Origin of the sequence: Phocaeicola intestinalis (assembly GCF_014837065.1) — a bacterium.
In the GTDB taxonomy this organism is placed as follows: Bacteria; Bacteroidota; Bacteroidia; order Bacteroidales; family Bacteroidaceae; genus Phocaeicola; species Phocaeicola intestinalis.
In genome coordinates this window covers 74,161-91,768 of the sequence record NZ_JACSPP010000009.1, presented here as the reverse complement: position 1 = coordinate 91,768, position 17,608 = coordinate 74,161, and the positions used below count along the sequence as shown (strand labels likewise).

General features: G+C 46.5%; 13 protein-coding genes. 4 read left to right on the top strand and 9 right to left on the bottom strand.

Features of this window, described 5'->3' with window-relative positions:
• A partial coding sequence (locus tag H9625_RS04945; RefSeq protein ID WP_191763229.1) for a PIG-L family deacetylase occupies positions 1-1,230 on the top strand: 1,230 nt, incomplete at its 5' end.
• An 80-nt stretch (positions 1,231-1,310) separates the two neighbouring features.
• Here the strand turns inward: H9625_RS04945 and rnc are convergent.
• From rnc to H9625_RS04930, 3 genes are read right to left on the bottom strand one after another with little or no spacing between them, the layout of a single operon-like run.
• A complete protein-coding gene (gene rnc / locus H9625_RS04940) occupies positions 1,311-2,285 on the bottom strand; it encodes a ribonuclease III (RefSeq protein ID WP_022040331.1) in 975 nt (324 codons plus the stop codon).
• A gap of 3 nt (positions 2,286-2,288) precedes the next feature.
• Complete coding sequence (fabF, locus tag H9625_RS04935) at positions 2,289-3,554, bottom strand: beta-ketoacyl-ACP synthase II (RefSeq protein WP_022040330.1); 1,266 nt, start codon at positions 3,552-3,554, stop codon at positions 2,289-2,291.
• A gap of 12 nt (positions 3,555-3,566) precedes the next feature.
• Complete coding sequence (locus H9625_RS04930; RefSeq protein WP_022040329.1) at positions 3,567-3,803, bottom strand: acyl carrier protein; 237 nt, start codon at positions 3,801-3,803, stop codon at positions 3,567-3,569.
• A gap of 153 nt (positions 3,804-3,956) precedes the next feature.
• Here H9625_RS04930 and purN point away from each other — a divergent pair, with 153 nt between their 5' ends.
• The gene (gene purN, locus H9625_RS04925; protein WP_022040328.1) at positions 3,957-4,526 is read left to right on the top strand and encodes a phosphoribosylglycinamide formyltransferase; all 570 of its coding nucleotides are present in this window, start codon (positions 3,957-3,959) and stop codon (positions 4,524-4,526) included.
• Between the two features lie 85 nt (positions 4,527-4,611).
• Complete coding sequence (gene cysS, locus H9625_RS04920) at positions 4,612-6,090, top strand: cysteine--tRNA ligase (RefSeq protein ID WP_191763227.1); 1,479 nt, start codon at positions 4,612-4,614, stop codon at positions 6,088-6,090.
• Between the two features lie 347 nt (positions 6,091-6,437).
• Here the strand turns inward: cysS and H9625_RS04915 are convergent, their stop codons facing one another.
• From H9625_RS04915 to H9625_RS04895, 5 genes are all read right to left on the bottom strand, one after another.
• Positions 6,438-7,862: a DUF5723 family protein gene (locus H9625_RS04915; RefSeq protein WP_191763225.1), complete on the bottom strand. Its 1,425-nt coding sequence runs from the start codon at positions 7,860-7,862 to the stop codon at positions 6,438-6,440.
• Between the two features lie 41 nt (positions 7,863-7,903).
• Positions 7,904-9,649, bottom strand: a complete 1,746-nt coding sequence (locus H9625_RS04910) for a hypothetical protein (protein ID WP_140400128.1) — start codon at positions 9,647-9,649, stop codon at positions 7,904-7,906.
• Between the two features lie 460 nt (positions 9,650-10,109).
• Entirely contained in the window at positions 10,110-10,916 is an 807-nt protein-coding gene (locus H9625_RS04905) for a DUF3108 domain-containing protein (RefSeq protein WP_022040356.1), read from the bottom strand.
• On the bottom strand, positions 10,913-12,835 hold the full coding sequence (locus H9625_RS04900) for an Ig-like domain-containing protein (RefSeq protein ID WP_087395886.1): 1,923 nt from the start codon (positions 12,833-12,835) through the stop codon (positions 10,913-10,915). The genes H9625_RS04905 and H9625_RS04900 overlap by 4 nt, the downstream gene beginning before the upstream one ends.
• A 9-nt stretch (positions 12,836-12,844) precedes the next feature.
• Positions 12,845-14,350: a GH3 auxin-responsive promoter family protein gene (locus H9625_RS04895; protein ID WP_022040358.1), complete on the bottom strand. Its 1,506-nt coding sequence runs from the start codon at positions 14,348-14,350 to the stop codon at positions 12,845-12,847.
• Positions 14,351-14,532: 182 nt separating this feature from the next.
• On the opposite strand from H9625_RS04895, the gene H9625_RS04890 reads away from it, so the two are divergent.
• Positions 14,533-15,546 carry an ATP-dependent 6-phosphofructokinase gene (locus tag H9625_RS04890; protein WP_022040359.1) on the top strand — a complete coding sequence of 338 codons (1,014 nt, stop codon included), beginning with the start codon at positions 14,533-14,535 and terminating at the stop codon, positions 15,544-15,546.
• 95 nt (positions 15,547-15,641) lie between these two features.
• On the opposite strand, the gene H9625_RS04885 is transcribed toward H9625_RS04890, so the two are convergent.
• Positions 15,642-17,363, bottom strand: a complete 1,722-nt coding sequence (locus H9625_RS04885; protein WP_191763237.1) for a glycoside hydrolase family 43 protein — start codon at positions 17,361-17,363, stop codon at positions 15,642-15,644.
• Positions 17,364-17,608 lie beyond the last annotated feature (245 nt).

Genomic DNA, 17,608 nt, shown 5'->3' with positions numbered 1-17,608 from the left:
ATTTCGGATACGCTTCCCGCTTCTTACCTCCAGATGCACCAGAATGCGACCGTCTGCATCGACTTGCCCGCTGCTTCACACCTGACGCGCATCCAGCGCCCGTGGCTTGTGACCAGCTGCGAATGGACGGACAAGCTGATCCGGAGTGCCATCGTGTGGCTTTGCCTTTTGACCGGAAAACCTATCCTGAAGCTGACCAACAAGGATTATAACGAGAACGGCTTGAGCGAGCTGCTGGTGCTTTACGGCTCAGCCTACAATGTGAACATCAAGATATTCAACGACCTTCAGCATACCATCACCGGCTGGCCCGGCGGCAAGCCCAATGCGGATGACACCTACCGTCCGGAGCGTGCCAAGCCGTTCCCCAAGCGTGTGGTCGTCTTCTCTCCGCATCCCGATGACGATGTGATATCCATGGGCGGTACCATCCGCCGTCTGGTGCAGCAGGGTCACGACGTGCATGTGGCATACGAGACTTCGGGCAATATTGCCGTAGGCGATGAGGAGGTGGTACGCTTCATGCACTTCATCAACGGTTTCAACCAGCTTTTTGATGAGAATCAGAACGAGACCATCCGCAAGATGTATGCCGACATCAAGCAGTTCCTGCTTCAGAAGAAGGAAGGCGACATCGACACGCGTGACATCCTGACCATAAAGGGGTTGATACGTAGGGGAGAGGCACGCACGGCATGCACGTATAACCGCATCCCGCTGGACCATGTGCATTTCCTCGACCTTCCTTTCTACGAGACGGGGCGCATCGAGAAGAACCCCATTAGCGAGACGGATGTGCAAATCGTCCAGAAGCTGTTGCAGGAGGTGCAGCCTCACCAGATTTATGTAGCCGGCGACCTTGCCGACCCCCATGGCACGCACCGTGTCTGCACCGATGCCGTACTGGCAGCTATTGACGAGGAAAAGAATGCCGGTGCCGCATGGTTGAAGGATTGCCGCATCTGGATGTACCGCGGGGCATGGGCGGAATGGGAAATCGAGAACATCGAGATGGCTGTTCCTTTTAGTCCCGAAGAGCTTCGTGCGAAACGGAATTCCATCCTGAAGCACCAGTCTCAGATGGAGAGTGCACCGTTCTTGGGCAATGACGAGCGCCTCTTCTGGCAACGCAGCGAGGACCGCAACCGTGGCACCGCTTCGCTTTACGACAAATTAGGGCTTGCCTGCTACGAGGCGATGGAGGCGTTTGTAGAGTATAAGCCGTTGTAGAGGTTGGATTGATATAGCTTTCATCGGCTTACGGATATATCTTCATGAAGTGATGATGATATATCCGTAGGCCGATGAATCTATATGCGTTCCTCTTCGGAATCGGCTGATGTCTTTTCTTGAATTTCTTCTTTGAATGCGGCTTCTTCCGCTTCTGCTATGATGCGTTCCGTATCATCATAGCGTTCTGTTATGAGTTCTTCCCGGACATCAATGGTTTGATCCTCGTTGGTCTCCATTACGCTGGGAGAATCTTCTGTATACACCGGTTCTGTGTCTTTCTCTCTTTCGGCTTTTGATGCAAAAATCGCATCTATGAATTGAGGGTCATTCTTTATTTTCTGCAGGGTCTCGTGGGCAGCTTCTTGCTGTGATTCTTTTTTGGAATATCCTTTCCCGTTTCCGGCAGGAATACCTTCTACCAATATTTGTGTGTTGAACACGGGGTTTTGTTCTTCGTCTACCGACTGATTGACCAGTTTGAAGGTTACTTCGAACTTGTTTTTCTGGCTCCACTCAATAAGCTTAGACTTGAAATTGACTTCTTTGCGTGAAATTTTGTCCAGATTCAAATATTGGTTGATGATGCGTTCTTCCATAAACTTCTTACAGGCGCGATAGCCCCGGTCCAGATATAGTGCACCAATCAGAGCTTCGAAAGCATTGCCACACATATAACTGTTGTGAGAAGATTGGCGGGTGGTGAACTTTACCAGTTTATCCAGTCCGATTTGTACCGCCACATGGTTGAGTGTTTCCCGTTGTACGATTTTCGAACGTGTATTGGTCAGAAATCCTTCGCGCTTACCTTCAAACTTTTTGTATACAATATCAGCTACCACGGCATCCAGAATGGCATCACCCAAGAACTCCAGTCGTTCGTTGTTCAGCACACGTCCTTTCTCGTTTTTGATGGAAGACGATTTATGCAGCAATGCTTGTTTGTAGATGTCAATGTTCCGCGGATAGAATCCGGTCATTCGGTAAAAACAAAGATAAGGCTCCTTGTCCTTGCGGAAGAGGAGTCTTATCTTATCTGTTATATTGCCAAACACAGTTTATTCAGTGTATTTTTTAATGATTACACATGCATTGTGTCCACCGAAACCAAATGTATTGCTCAAGGCTGCACGGACGGTACGTTCCTGTGCCTTGTTGAAAGTAAAGTTCAGGGTATAGTCGATGTTTTCATCGTTATCTCCTTCTTCGTGGTTGATGGTCGGGGGTACAATGTCATTCTTAACAGACAGTACGCAGGCGATGGCTTCTACTCCTCCGGTTGCGCCCAGCAGGTGTCCGGTCATGGATTTGGTAGAACTGATGTTCAGTTTGTAGGCATGTTCTCCGAACACGTCTTTGATGGCTTTCACTTCAGAAACATCGCCTACAGGAGTAGAAGTCCCGTGTACATTGATATAGTCGATATCTTCCGGTTTCATACCGGCATCTTCCAATGCGTTCATCATCACCAGTTTGGCTCCTAATCCTTCAGGATGGGAAGCTGTCAGGTGATAAGCATCTGCCGAAGCGCCTACGCCGGCAAGTTCCGCATAAATCTTGGCTCCGCGTGCTTTGGCATGTTCCAGCTCTTCCAGAATCAGGCATCCTGCACCTTCACCCATGACAAAACCGTCACGGCTTCCGCTGAACGGACGTGAGGCACGTTGCGGGTCATCGTTGCGGGTAGAAAGGGCATGCATGGCATTGAAACCTCCTACACCAGCAGGGAAGATAGCAGCTTCGGCACCACCGGTCACGATGATGTTGGCTTTGCCCAAGCGGATATAATTGAACGCATCTGCGATGGCATTCGAAGAAGAAGCGCATGCAGAAGTCGTGGTAAAGTTCGGTCCGTGGAATCCGTACATGATGGAAATCTGTCCGGAAGCGATGTCGGCAATCATTTTAGGAATAAAGAACGGATTGAATTTAGGACCGATGGTATCTTTGGTCTTTTCGTATCCGGCTACTTCTTCTTCGAACGTATGTATACCTCCGATACCTACGCCCAGGATGACTCCGATTTTGTTCAAGTCTTCTTTTTCCACATCAAGCCCCGCATCGGTCACTGCTTCTTTGGCTGCTACTACCGCATACTGGGTATATAAGTCCATTTTACGGGCTTCTTTGCGGTCGATGAAATCAGTGGCATTGAAGTTTTTTACCTCACAAGCGAACTGAGTCTTGAATTTGGATGCATCAAAATGAGTAATAGGTCCTGCTCCGCTTACTCCGTTCAGCAGGTTGTTCCAAAAGTCTGGAACCGTATTTCCTACCGGAGTAATTGCACCAAGACCTGTTACTACTACTCTTTTTAATTCCATAAACAGAATTACTTATTTTGCGTTAGCTTCGATATAAGAGATAGCGTCTCCTACAGTCTGGATTTTTTCTGCCTGGTCGTCAGGAATAGAAATACCGAATTCTTTTTCGAATTCCATGATCAGTTCTACAGTATCCAAAGAGTCTGCACCCAAATCGTTAGTAAAGCTAGCGGTCGGAGTAACTTCTGATTCTTCTACACCCAGTTTATCAACGATGATTTTCTGTACTTTTGATGCGATTTCAGACATAATTTTCTTGTTTTAAGTTTATAAATAGAATAATTTTGTTTAATTTTCGGTGCAAAGGAATAAATATTTCTCGTTCTATACAAATATTCGGGCAAATAAATGCATTCTCTTTGCACATTTTTATATATTCTGTGCACGAAAACAGGTAAAAATATGAAGAAAATAGCAATTTTGGCATCGGGTGAAGGAACGAATGCCGAGCGGATCATCCGTTATTTTGAAGAGAAAGAGGAAGTAAGCGTAGAAATTGTCATTGCATCACGTACTACTGCTGGAGTTATCAAACGTGCCGAACGATTGGGAGTGCCGTGCCGGGTGGTGACTTCTGCCGGATTTGCTTCGGGAGAGGCGCTGGAAGTGCTACGCGGGTATGAAGTTGATTTTATTGTACTTGCCGGCTTTTTGCTGCGTATTCCAGAAGATATTTTGCGGGTTTGGCCCTGCCGTATTGTAAACATCCATCCATCATTGTTGCCTAAGTTCGGTGGGAAAGGCATGTATGGCATGCATGTACATGAAGCAGTGTTGGCGGCAGGAGAAAAGGAAAGCGGCATAACGATACAATATGTCAACGAACGTTATGACGAGGGGGATTATATCTTTCAGGCACGATGCGAAGTGTTGCCTGATGATACGCCCGAACGCTTGGCTGCACGTGTGCATCAGTTGGAGTACCGCTATTATCCGGAGGTGATTGAGAAGCTGGTGCGGCAGCATGTGTAAAAAATGTCTTTGAACGAATCCTGTTTTTTTCTTTGGTATCTATTTTCTTTTTCGTTATTTTTGTGGCCTTAATAAAGCTAGAAATATGGAAAATAAACTGGTTATTTACAATACGTTGAACCGCCGGAAGGAATCGTTTGTTCCTTTACACGCTCCTCATGTGGGAATGTATGTATGCGGTCCTACTGTTTATGGAGACCCTCATTTGGGACACGCACGTCCTGCCATTACCTTTGATATCCTGTTCCGTTACCTGCAACATCTGGGCTATAAAGTGCGTTATGTGCGCAACATTACCGATGTGGGCCATCTGGAGCACGATGCCGATGAAGGAGAAGACAAAATTGCCAAGAAAGCACGGCTGGAACAGCTGGAGCCGATGGAGGTGGTGCAGTATTACCTGCTCCGCTACCACAAGGCGATGGAAGCCCTCAATGTGCTTCCACCCAGCATCGAGCCGCACGCTTCGGGACACATCATTGAGCAAATCAAGCTGGTAGAGGAAATCCTGAAAAACGGATATGCCTATGAAAGCCAAGGTTCGGTGTACTTCGATGTGGCAAAATACAACAAAGACCACCATTATGGCGTGCTTTCGGGACGCAACCTGGATGATGTCATCAATACCACCCGCGAACTGGACGGGCAGCAGGAAAAGCATAACCCGGCCGATTTCGCCCTGTGGAAATGTGCCCAGCCCGAACACATCATGCGCTGGCCTTCGCCATGGAGCGACGGTTTCCCCGGCTGGCACTGCGAATGTACCGCGATGGGACGCAAGTATCTGGGCGAGACATTCGATATACACGGAGGAGGCATGGACCTTATCTTCCCGCACCACGAATGCGAAATCGCGCAAGCCGTGGCTTCCGAAGGACATCCCATGGTACGCTATTGGATGCACAACAACATGATTACCATCAACGGGCAGAAGATGGGCAAATCGTTGGGTAATTTCATTACGCTCGAAGAGTTCTTTACCGGCTCGAACAAGCTCCTTGCCCAAGCGTATTCGCCGATGACCATCCGTTTCTTCATCCTGCAAGCGCATTACCGCAGCACGGTGGACTTCAGCAACGAAGCCTTGCAAGCAGCCGAGAAGGGCTTGGAACGCCTGCTGGAAGGCATCAAGAACCTCGAGCGCATCACGCCGTCCGCTTCTACTTTAGGCATCGAACCTGCCGGCTTGCGTGAGAAATGCTACGAAGCGATGAACGATGACCTGAACACACCGATTGTCATCTCGCACCTCTTCGACGGCATCCGCATGATTAACACCGTACTTGATAAGAAAGCGACCATCAGTGCCGCCGACTTGGAGGAACTGAAGAGCGTATTCCACCTGTTCGCGTTCGATATTTTGGGATTGAAGGCAGAAGGTGAGAACAATGCCGCCCGCGAGGAAGCCTTCAGCAAGGTGGTAGACATGTTGCTGGAAGAACGCATGAAAGCCAAAGCCAACAAAGACTGGGCAACAAGTGATAAGATTCGCGATAGCCTTGCTGCATTAGGTTTCGAGGTAAAAGATACAAAAGACGGGTTTACCTGGAGGCTGAACAAGTAAGGTTTCCACCACAGATTAAAGCAATTTGCAGATTAGCGCGGATAACTTCGTCTGGTGTAAGATTATTAATCTTCCGCTTGTAAGATTAATAATCTTGCAGTCTGAAGATTAATAATCTTACAGCGGATGGACTTATTTTAGCACATTGCCCTATTATTCATTGGCACATTAAAATAGAATCTGTGTCCGTCTGTGTCTTTCTGTGTTCCATTAAAATGCACATTTTGATGCTGTTTAAATAAAGAAACCATATAACGAAAAAGAGGGAATGTCCATGCACCCCCTCTTTTTTTATTCCTGTAAATTGCAGGTATTCATTAATCAGAATTTGTTCATTTCCTTTCAGGTCATTTCCGATCTCCAAAAGTTACGTTAAAGCCTAAGCTGACGTTCATATTTCCGCTCTTGACAGGGATGAACTGCGGGGTGACTTTACCCATCAGGTGGTCCATACCAATGAAGAAGTTGAATCCACGTGGATGAAAGTTCAGCAACCATCCGAATGAAGAGCCGAATGAAGAAATCGCATAGTTGACACCGGCATCAAACCATTTGATAGGAGCAACGTTGGCAGAAATGCGGCCTTCCGACCAACTGTATTTGCCTTTGATACGGGTAGAAGACAAGAAGCCGAAATGCAGCTTATTGTAAAGCGGAAATGCATATTCTGCACCAATATTTAATGTAGCTCCCAGCATGGCTGTACGTTTCACGCCATTTTCTGTGCGGTGGAAGCTAGCATAATCTTCCAGATCTTTGCCAATGGCATCCAATTGGCTGTTCAAAGAATTGGGGTCATCGTCTCCCAGTTCGGAATCGACCGCAATGTTTTTGAATCCGTCAAATTCCCATGCACTGTTGCTTGTAGCAGCTTTGATTGTATTATTCCATGAAATGAAGCCGAAATCCAGCAAGGCTGCCGAAAGTGTCAGGTCATCCATAATCTTATAAGTGGCACCTAAATCGATAGCCATACCGAATCCACCTAATCCCGGGCTGTCCACATCGATGTTATCCCAGTCAATCAGGTCACGTTGGCTCGGATTGTCTAGCTTTCTGCCGCTTTCTTCTTTGGTAGGCATCATCAGTCCTTTCAGTGAGGCGTTCATTTCACCGTTGGCTCTTACCATCCATTTGTCTTGTGCCATTGTGACATCCATCTCGGTCATTTTCATGCTGAGGTTTGCTCCGCCTAACAGGAATTTTAATTTACCGCCCACATTCAATTTATCGTTAATTTTGCGGGAGTGGCCAAATGCCAGTTCGACATAATTGTTTGATTCAATGCCTAAATTTTCCATGTGGTAGTGTGTTTCGTTTCCGGTCATACCCATTTTCATGAAGGCAAACAAATCATACGGAAGATTCATGCTGGTATTCGAACGCAGGTTAATATCGACCGTATTGAATCCTCCCCATGCATGGAATCCGGCCGACAACAGTGTCAGGTTGATGTTGGCATTGATGCGGTTATTGTCTTTCAGCCCACTTAGAAATTCCTCTCCACTGATGCTAGAATGCATGAACGTAGTCAGTTGGTCGTTTTGTGGGAATAAGAACGTGCCTACACCGATATTTCCCTGTGTCCCGATATTGATATTACCTAAAGCAGGGATGCTGATGTAGTTGCGTTCTCCAGCGAATGCCGGATTCAATTGGTGACGATAGCTGTATCCTTCAAGGAAGTATCCGGAGTGCAAAGCTTGTGCCGAGACAGTCAGGCATGAGCCTGCTACGGCAGCTACGGTTAAAAGTTTATGTATTTTTTTCATAAATGTCTATCTTACTTACGAATATTGAATAGCTGTTTGTGTTAATTTAAGTCTACGGTAATTCCACCTCTGACGGTAATGATTACATTGTCGAGTACCAACGCTTGTTTTTCGTTCAGTACTTGGCCTTGTACTTCGGTAGGAACTTCGGCTACTACCCGGTATGAGATACCGTCCATGTTCTTCAATGCTCCGTCAGCATGAGATTCCAGGCGTATAGTCAGTTTGCTGGAAGAAGGATTCTCTGGAGTTCCGGCAGTGATATTGCCCTCTACTGTAGCAGTGATTTCATCCATTACATTGCCGTCGCGGTCGATGGCATTTGCTGTCATGGTCATGCCTAGTGGAATGGTATTTGTCGCATCCAATGAGATTTCGGCGTGCCGTACATCCAAGTCTTCCATATCACTGTTCCAGCCATCCATTTGATCGTTATAAACGATTTCTGTACCGTTGTTGAATTGCAAAGGTGCTACGACATTATAGTCTGTCTTGACGGTGTAGTCTCTACCCAGGGTCATGGTAATGCGTTCTTGTACGGCTGTGGCTTCGATGTTTTCAATCCGGATTTCATCAGGAATGGTTTCCACAAGGTCATTCAGATTGGAAACGGTAATGATTTCGTCAGCCGTAATTCCGGCGTCATCACTCAGGCGGTGCAGGCAGATGACGTAATCGGTACGATTGGCAGGGATGATAATCTCTTCTGTTCCGTTTTCTTTGTTACCCAGTGCGATGGTGTGCAAAAGTTGTGTTTCTTTGTACGGCATGAGGTCGGCAGTAAAGTTGACTGCAACCGGTGATTCATTACTTACATAGAGATAAATCTTCGGGTCGGTCATGTCGATTCTTACTTCATTGTCTTGCAGGAATTCGGGCAGGTCGTTGACGGTTACCGGGTCAATGGTAATGTCTACCTGTGGGTCTACCATTGCTGTAACTTCTGTCAGTTCAATATTGCCGATATTCAGTTCTGTGTTCAGCTCCAGCTGTACATTTTGTTGGGTAAGGAAATCTTCCGCTCTCAGGTAAGCATGTCCTTCTACCGGTATATCTCCATTAATAACCAGATGGCCCGGTGCTATCAAACCTTCGTTATCACCCATGCTTTCGAAATTGATAGCGGTAACTGATACCGGGACTGATAATGTTTCACCGCTTCTGACAGGTACATCTTCGGTAAAAGTCAGTGTATTGCCTTCTATCAGAAAACGTGAGTCTCCATCACTGCTGATAGTCAGGTAAGAAGGGAAAGTAATTTTAAATCCTTCTGCAAGGTGCATCTGACGGGCATTTCCACTGAACTTTATGTTCAAGGAAGAAGTAGATGTAACATCTGAATAATAGAGTGCAGTAACATCTGTCGTAACATCTGTTTTATCCACGCGGAAAGAAGTCTGGTCGTTTACATCAGCTTCTGCATTTTGGCTGGGTACATACTCGAAATCCAAGGTCGTAGTAGAAGCTTCTGTGGTAATCTGGTCTCCCTCAATGGTTACATTTTCTACATTTACTGTTGATTCAGAGCCTTCTCCATTCATGGTTAATGCGTAATTGCCGTCAGCATCAGCCTGTACATCACTTTCCGGGTCAAGATCGAAAATTTTTTCTAATGTGATAGAATCCGTATTGCTGCCCGGAATGCTTAAGTTTTCTCCACCTACCGTAATGGTCATGTCTACGTCTTTGCTCAAGTCGTAAGCATTGTCGACACATGCGGTAATGCCTAACAGGGACAATGCGAATAGTCCTCGAAGTGTGTTAATTTTTAAACCTCTGTTTGTCATATTTCTGATTGTATAAATTAATTCGGTGCAAAATTACCGAAAAAGTTGTGTAAACGAACACATTTTAGAAAAAAAAGAATAGTTTGATAACCTGTTTATTCTTAGGGATTTAAAGCAAAATTGGGATATTTTGAGAGTGTAGATGATTTTTTGATAGAACAATTTTGCTTTTAAAGTAGGTTGGAAGTATGTGATTTGATGGGAAATCGGTGTAGAATTGTAGCAAATCAATGTTTAAGAATAAGGAGAAAATGTTGCGTCTGCTATGTCTCTACCGCTTTATGTCCTAATAGACATGTGAATGTCCGCAATTAGCCAGAATAATGGTGTGCAAAATGAATATATACTTACTTTGCCGTTTCAGTTATCTTCGTAGGCTATAGCAGTTAACTGGAATGGCTTATGCAGTATATCTTCGTTTTCAGGGTATTGGCTAATTGTGGATATTCGTATTCATATTTTATTTTTTTACAATGGATGTCAACGGATGACGGTTTCCTTTTATTTCGGTCAGGAAGGCTTTTGCCGAACCGAAATTAAGATACATGTCGAGCCGTACGGGCAGGTGATTCAGGTCATCGGTGACGAAGAAAGTAATGACTTCTTTTTCCTTATTGTCGACATATTCTACCAATGAGAATACCAGGCAACGGTAAGTCGTGCCGTTTTCTGATGTGAAGTTTTCCTTGCCCCGGTAAATAAGGGTCTGTTTTTCCACTGCTTTTCCGGTAGCCATTGAAAAGAGGATTTTCATGCCTACTTTGTAGTCGGTAGGGTCGTACGAGCGTGCCTGTAGCAGGATGCTCAACATGTCGTAGACACAGACATCCATTTCATCGTGCTTGGGGGTAGTGACGCCTCGTAGGGTGCGTTGTTGGTCAACGATGCACTTTCCATTCTTATAACTGAATTTCACTTCGTCTACGGTGTATCGCTTTCCTTCTTCGGCTCCTTTACGGAAATAGAGCGGTTCCAACTGTTGGCTGGTGATACAGGTCAGCGTATCACGCATCTTGAACCACCGGTCGAATCTTTTATTCGTATAAGAGTTTAAGTCGGTACGCAAGCAGGATCGTCCGTTGTAGGTGGCTTCGTTGACGCTCATTTTTGCCCAGCCCACGTTGAACCAGATGAATTTCCAGTTGAACTTCAGTTCATAATGCAATGTTTCACCCGGCTGGATGGCATTGTTTACGGCACCGCATTGGGCTTTTATCGCCAGGCTTCCTGTCAGCAAGCACAGGCAGAGTAAGATTTTCTTTATCATGTTCGTCCTAGGTTTTTGGCTCTTTCTTTGTTTCGGTCTTTAATTTTTTTTGCTTCGTCGGGTTTTTGCTTCTTTATTTCGTTTGGTTTTTGTTTGTCAAGCGGAATAGCGTGAATGTTCCAGGTTTCTTCAAACTCGAAATTTGCTTTCATTTCCCAGGTTTTCGGGAAATAGAATACCTCTTCAGGTTGCAGTTTCTCGTCGTAGTTTCCTGTATCCCATTTGCCATTGTTGTTTGTATCATTAAACAAGCGGATGTAATATTTCGTTCCGGGTTGCAGGAAGTAAAAGTCGCACGTGTTTTTTTCGGAAACAGGTTGCTGGCGTATTACTGCATCGCTGTTGTTTAATAGTTGTACGATGGCATGCGGTCCGGCTCCCACAATATTGAGGTAGAGCGTGCCGTATGCATCAGTGGTCTTTACTTTCAGCTTATTTTCCACTTTGTTGGTATAAAGTCCGTAGATACCTTTGAAGCCGAGTGAATCTATGGTAAGCTGGTATTCTTGTCCGGGTTGCCAATTGGCAAGTATTTCATAACGCCTCGGAGCGATGGTGTCGGCCATAAAAATGAAAGGTGTGTCTTGCCATACCGAGTCTACCATCGTCTGCATGTGGATGGCTGCTGTGTCGATGTTTTCCACCGGCTCTTCAAAACTCAAGACGATGTTACGGTTGATATCCAGTTCTGAAGGCGCGTCTACGTTCATGGTGAGGAATGGAGTTTCCACTACGATGGTATCACCTTTCTTTTCTTTCTTCTTGCGTTCTTTTTCTGCTTTTTCGTCAGCTTCTTTTTTCATTGCCAGACGGCGTTCACGCGGAATCTTATTTATCATACGCAGGGTGTCGGTAGTGGGTACCAGTTTTCCTAATGTATCAGTTTCCAGATACTTCAGTTCGATGGTCAGGGTGTCGCGCTCGCATAACGTAGTGTCTTTCACCCAATAGGTGATGCTGTCGTTCCGTTGGTTTGCTTCCACGATGAGCTGTTTCTCGTCGAAGTCCAGTCCTCTCAATGTGGGCAGGGTGTCGGCTTTCGCACTGAAATAAAGAGCGAATTTCTTGGTGTCTGGACGTTCGCTCTTGGCAAGGTATTGTAATGAACTTTCCTGCTTAAAGGCACGCATCATGATGTCATCGGGCATAAAGCGGGTATAATGTACTTCGTATATGGTATCGATGTGTGTAGTATCGATTTCGTTCCATACTGTGTCGTGACGTAAAGCAGGTGCCATACTTGGGATAATGAGTGAGTCGGACCATGCCACGGTTTCGGTCTTTGAGTCGTACATATAGTTCTGGTTTCCGTCCTGCAAGGCATAAATGCGGTATTTGCCCGGTGCGATTCCCCGGATGGTGAATTGTCCGCGGCTGTCGGTGCGTGATATGCGGTCGAACGGGAGCTTGGTGAAAGCGGTGTCGTTCAAATTCTTATGTAATCCAACCTGTATACCTTTTATAGGTTCCAGGTTTTCGGCATTGAGCACGGTGCCCGATACCGCCATGGTATCTATTTCGGGACCGGTAGAAAAGGCATACGAGAATAGTCCCAACGGATTGCCTTCATTATTGTCTACAATGGCATCTCCGAAGTCGATGGTATACGTAGTATTTGCCACCAGTGAGTCGATAAACTTCACCACGACCCGTTTCCCGCTGGTTTTTACTTCGGGTTGTTCGCGCTGTGGGGGAGAGATGATGACTTTTTCCGAAGCATTTTCCAAATTGATGAATTCATCGAATTCGATGGATACATTCTTACGGGTGTTATTGATGGCATTCGGAGCCGGTGTGGCACGTACAAACTTGGGAGGCTCTTCATCGTAAGGACCTCCATCGGGCGACCCCGTGCTGGCACAGGCGTAAAATCCGATGATAATCAGTAACAGGGCAAGGTATTTGGGTATGGGCTTCATGCAATAAGTTTACGAATTAAGTTTCAACATTTCTTCTATATAGTCGCGGTTGTTGCTCAGGCGGGGCACCTTGTGTTGTCCTCCCAGCTTTCCTTTTTGCTTTAACCAGTCGTGGAACAAGTTGGGGCGTGCCACGATGATTTCCAGTTCCTGTAAAGTGATGTCTTTATGCCGTTTGGCTTCATAGTCGGAATTGATTTCCTGCAAAGAGCGGTCGAGCACGTGACGGAACTTATCCAGCGAGTCGGGCATCACGCTGAACTCAATCAGCCATTGGTGGCGGCATTTGGCATTGGCGTCCATAAAGACCGGAGCCGCCGAGTACTCCAGGACTTGTGCACCTGTAGCGTCACATGCCTTGGCGAGTCCTTTTTCGGCATTGTCCACCATCAGTTCCTCGCCGAAAGCATTGATGAAATGCTTGGTACGTCCGGAAATGATGAATTTATACGGGTCTTTTTGGGTAAACTTTACCGTGTCACCCAAGATATACCGCCATAAGCCGCACGAAGTACTGATGACGATGGCATAGTTACGTCCCGTTTCTATGCCAGTCAAGGGTACGATGGTGGGATGCGGATTGTCTATTTCTTCCAGTGGGATGAATTCATAGAATACATCGTAGTCTATCATCAGAAGCATTGCAGGGTCGGACAGGTCGTTTTGCAAGCCAAAGAAACCTTCGCTGGCGTTGTAGGTCTCCATGTAGTGCATCTTGTCGGACGGGATGAGCTGTTTATATTGTTCACGGTAAGGTGTGAAGCATACTCCTCCGTGGAAGAATACTTCCAGGTTGGGCCAGACTTCGTTGAGATGTTTGGCACCGGTTTTCTCCAGAATGCGCTTGATGACGGCAAGCATCCACGAGGGTACTCCCGAAAGGTTCGTCACGTTTTCATGGATGGTAGTTTCGGCAATGCGTTCCACTTTTTCTTCAAATTCGCTTAGCAGGGCAATTTCCTTGCTGGGCACGCGGATAAGGTTCACCAGCGGGTTGATGTTTTGTATCAGGATGGCAGAAAGGTCGCCTACCAGGCTGTCCTTTACATTGTAATTCGGGCTGTGGCTTCCTCCCAGTATCAGTCCTTTGCCCGAAAAGAACTTGCTTTCCGGATTCGAGCGCAGGTAGAGAGCTACGGCATCGGTTCCGCCTTGATAATGGACGTGCCGTAATCCGTCTTTGCTTACGGGGATGAACTTGCTCTTATCGTTGGTAGTGCCCGATGATTTGGCATACCAGATGACACGTCCGGGCCACAGCACGTTTTTTTCGCCATGGCGCATACGGTCTACATAGCCTTTCACGTCTTCGTAGGTCTGGACCGGTACCCGCTGGAAATCAGCGTATGTCCGGATATGGGCATAATCGTATTTTTTCCCCCATTCCGTATCAGAAGCATTCTCGACCAGCTTGTGGAAAACTCTGTCTTGAATGGCTTCGGCTTGTGTGTTATAGCAATCTATTTCCTTTTGGCGGGAAACAAACAACTTTTCGATTAACTTTGTTGAAACCATTGGTATTCCTTTTTTATGGCACACGCATACAGGACTAGTGTGTCCGAAGCGTCTTTCTTGTGCTATTGAAACGCTGCAAAGTTAGCCTATTTCTTGTATTTGTGGTGTATTTTTGTGTTAGAAAAGACAAATCTACACTTTTTTCTTATAACTTTACCACACGAAGACAAATTTTGAAGGTTATGAGAATCGGAATTTTAACGGCAGGAGGTGATTGTCCGGGCATAAACGCTACCATCAGAGGCGTTTGCAAGACGGCTATCAGTTATTATGGAATGGAAGTATATGGTATCCACAATGGTTTTCGGGGATTGCTGGACGATGATGTAATCCAGCTTACTGAGAATTCGTTGGGCGGATTGCTTACGATGGGGGGCACGGTGCTGGGTACTTCACGTGTGAAGCCTTTCCGGAAAGACCGTGGGTTTTCGCTTTCCGATAGCAGGCCTGCGGCATTGCTGAAGACGATTCATGACCACGGACTTGAGTGCCTGGTCTGTATCGGAGGAAACGGCACGCAGAATACGGCGGCCATGCTTGCCAAAGCCGGAGTGAATGTGGTGATGATACCCAAGACTATTGATAATGATGTGTTCGGTACGGATATTTCGTTCGGGTTCGATTCGGCGGTGAGTATTGCCACCGAAGCCATTGACCGTCTGCACTCTACCGCCAGTTCGCACCAGCGTGTGATGGTAATCGAGGTGATGGGGCACAAGGCAGGATGGATAGCCCTTCATTCGGGTATGGCAGGAGGGGGTGACATCATCCTGATTCCCGAACTTCCGTTCAATATACATAATATAGGTGATGTCATCATCAACCGGTTGAAGAAAGGGAAACCCTATTCGATTGTGGTGGTAGCGGAAGGTATTCCCACCTTTAACGGGAAAAAGGCTGCTCAATACATAGCCGAGGAAATCGAGTATGAGACCGGTTTTGAGACGCGTGAAACGGTGTTGGGATATATCCAGCGCGGAGGAAGTCCTACGGCGTTCGACCGTACCCTTGCCACCCGTATGGGAGGGCACGCTACGGAACTGATAGCTCAAAAGCAATTCGGGCGGATGGTGGCGCTCCGGGGTTCGGAGATAGTGTCTGTTCCCTTGTCGGAGGTAGCGGGCAAGTTGAAATTAGTTACTGCCGATAACGATTTGATAATTCAGGGCAAACGCATGGGCGTATGCTTCGGATAATGCACATAGCTTCATCGGGCAACGGAAGTATATGCGCAACCCGATGAAGCTATGTGCGTGGCATGGTGCAACTATATGTGTCGCACCATGCTTATTTATTGTGCCGTGGCATCATTGCCTGTTGTGGCGTAAAGTCCTATCATAGCACCGGTGAATCCACCTGCCACATTGGTCGAAAGAATATCTCCCGAAACGGTTCCACCTACAGGCTGGAAGGTCTTTCCGTCTGTAGAATAACTGAAAGTATACTGGTCGCCCGTGGCTTTCACCTGCAATAGGATGGGGCGTGTTTCCTTAACCGGAGTACTTGCCAGCACGGTAGAGTTTCCTTTTTCGGTGCGTTGCAATACCAGTACGTCTTCTTCTCCTTTCTTGGTCACGCCGAACACGTAGTTGAAGGCTTCGCTTTGGTAACATGTAATACCTGCCAGGTCGGTCTCCGAACGTGGAATGTAGTTCAGGGTGGTAGTGGCCGTAAAGTTGAGGTGTTGCTGGCGATAGAACAAGGTAGACGTAGGTTGTACTACCTTGATGTTTACATCGTATGGGTTGATGGTCAGTCCATTGGGTGAAGTGGAGATGAATTTTTCGCGTGCTCCTCTTATGCCTACCCAGCGGTAATCCAGTGTGTCCGAAGTGAAATCCTCAGTATAGGTGAAGTTTCCGTTCGGGAAGAAACCGTTTTGTCCGGTCTGGTTGGTGACACCTGCCGGCATTTTCAGCTTAGCCTTTAGAGGTTCCATTCCTCCTTCGAATACGGGGAAAGTGCTGCTCCAGTCGACAGGAAGAATAAAGGTTTCACGTCCTGTGTTTACTTGATTGGCATTGTTGGGACGGATGGCAAGGAATACTCCGTAATATTTTCCGTCAGGTCCTTCCACCAGGTCGGCATGTCCTGCCCAGTCCACTTTGTCAGGACGGTCGGCATTCAGGTGGCGTTGTGACAGGATGGGGTTCTCCGGAGCCGGTGTAAACGGGCCTTTGGGGCTGTTTCCGATAAATATTACTTCACTATGCATGCCTCCTGTTCCTCCTTCGGCACACATCAGGTAATATTTTCCATCTTTCTTGTACAGGTGTGGAGCTTCAATCCAGATAGGTTTCTTCGAGAGGTCTACTCCTCCGTTTACTATCACTTTATCTGTTCCGGGAACGATTTGGTCTTTTTCTACATCATATTCCCATACCTTGATAACGCGGTGTCCTTCATACAGTGCCTTCTCTGGTGCATCATTGTGTACTACGTAAGCTTTTCCGTTATCATCAAAGAAGATAGACGGGTCGATGCCTTCAAAGTTCAGCTTGATAGGGTCGCTCCAGCCTTGCATCGGATCTTTGGTCTTGACGATGATGTTTCCGAACCCTCCGGCAAACTGGGTGGTAATCATATAGAATGTGTCGTTGTTCGGATTATAGCGGATGGTAGGTGCATATACGCCGGCACTGATTCCTGTGTCTTCCACCTTCAGTTGCGAGGGGCGGTCGAGCACATGGCCGATTTGTTTCCAGTTGACCAGGTCGGTCGAATGGAAAATAGGTACACCCGGATTGATGGCAAACGAAGAACATACCAGGTAATAATCGTTTCCTTTCTTGCAGATACTGGGGTCGGGGTAACATCCTTGTAGGATGGGGGTGTAGAATTCGTCGGAAGCGAGCGGATTCTGTTCGTACACGGCATCTTGTCCTGTATAGGTGAAATTACTGAATACAGGAGTACCAGGAGTAACCTCCATTTGATTGCTGGCACATGAGCATGCAAGTAGGCTCAGCGTGCCCCACGTCAATAAGCTTAATGTTTTTTTCATGGTGTTTATATTATAATAATGAGTAGTGTCGAATAGTCGTTTACAAAGTTAATAGGTCGGGATGAAAAAGATTGTTGCGTATGTTACATATTTTATTCTCTATGTTACATCTTGTATTATTTTCATGCTCAGATGTACCATCTTACAGAATATCTTTAGTTTTGGGGTATGAGATGTTTGTTTTTTCTTTTAAATTTGTAGGCAAACTTATAACTAATAACGATATGAAAATACGCAGGTTTTTCGTAGCACTG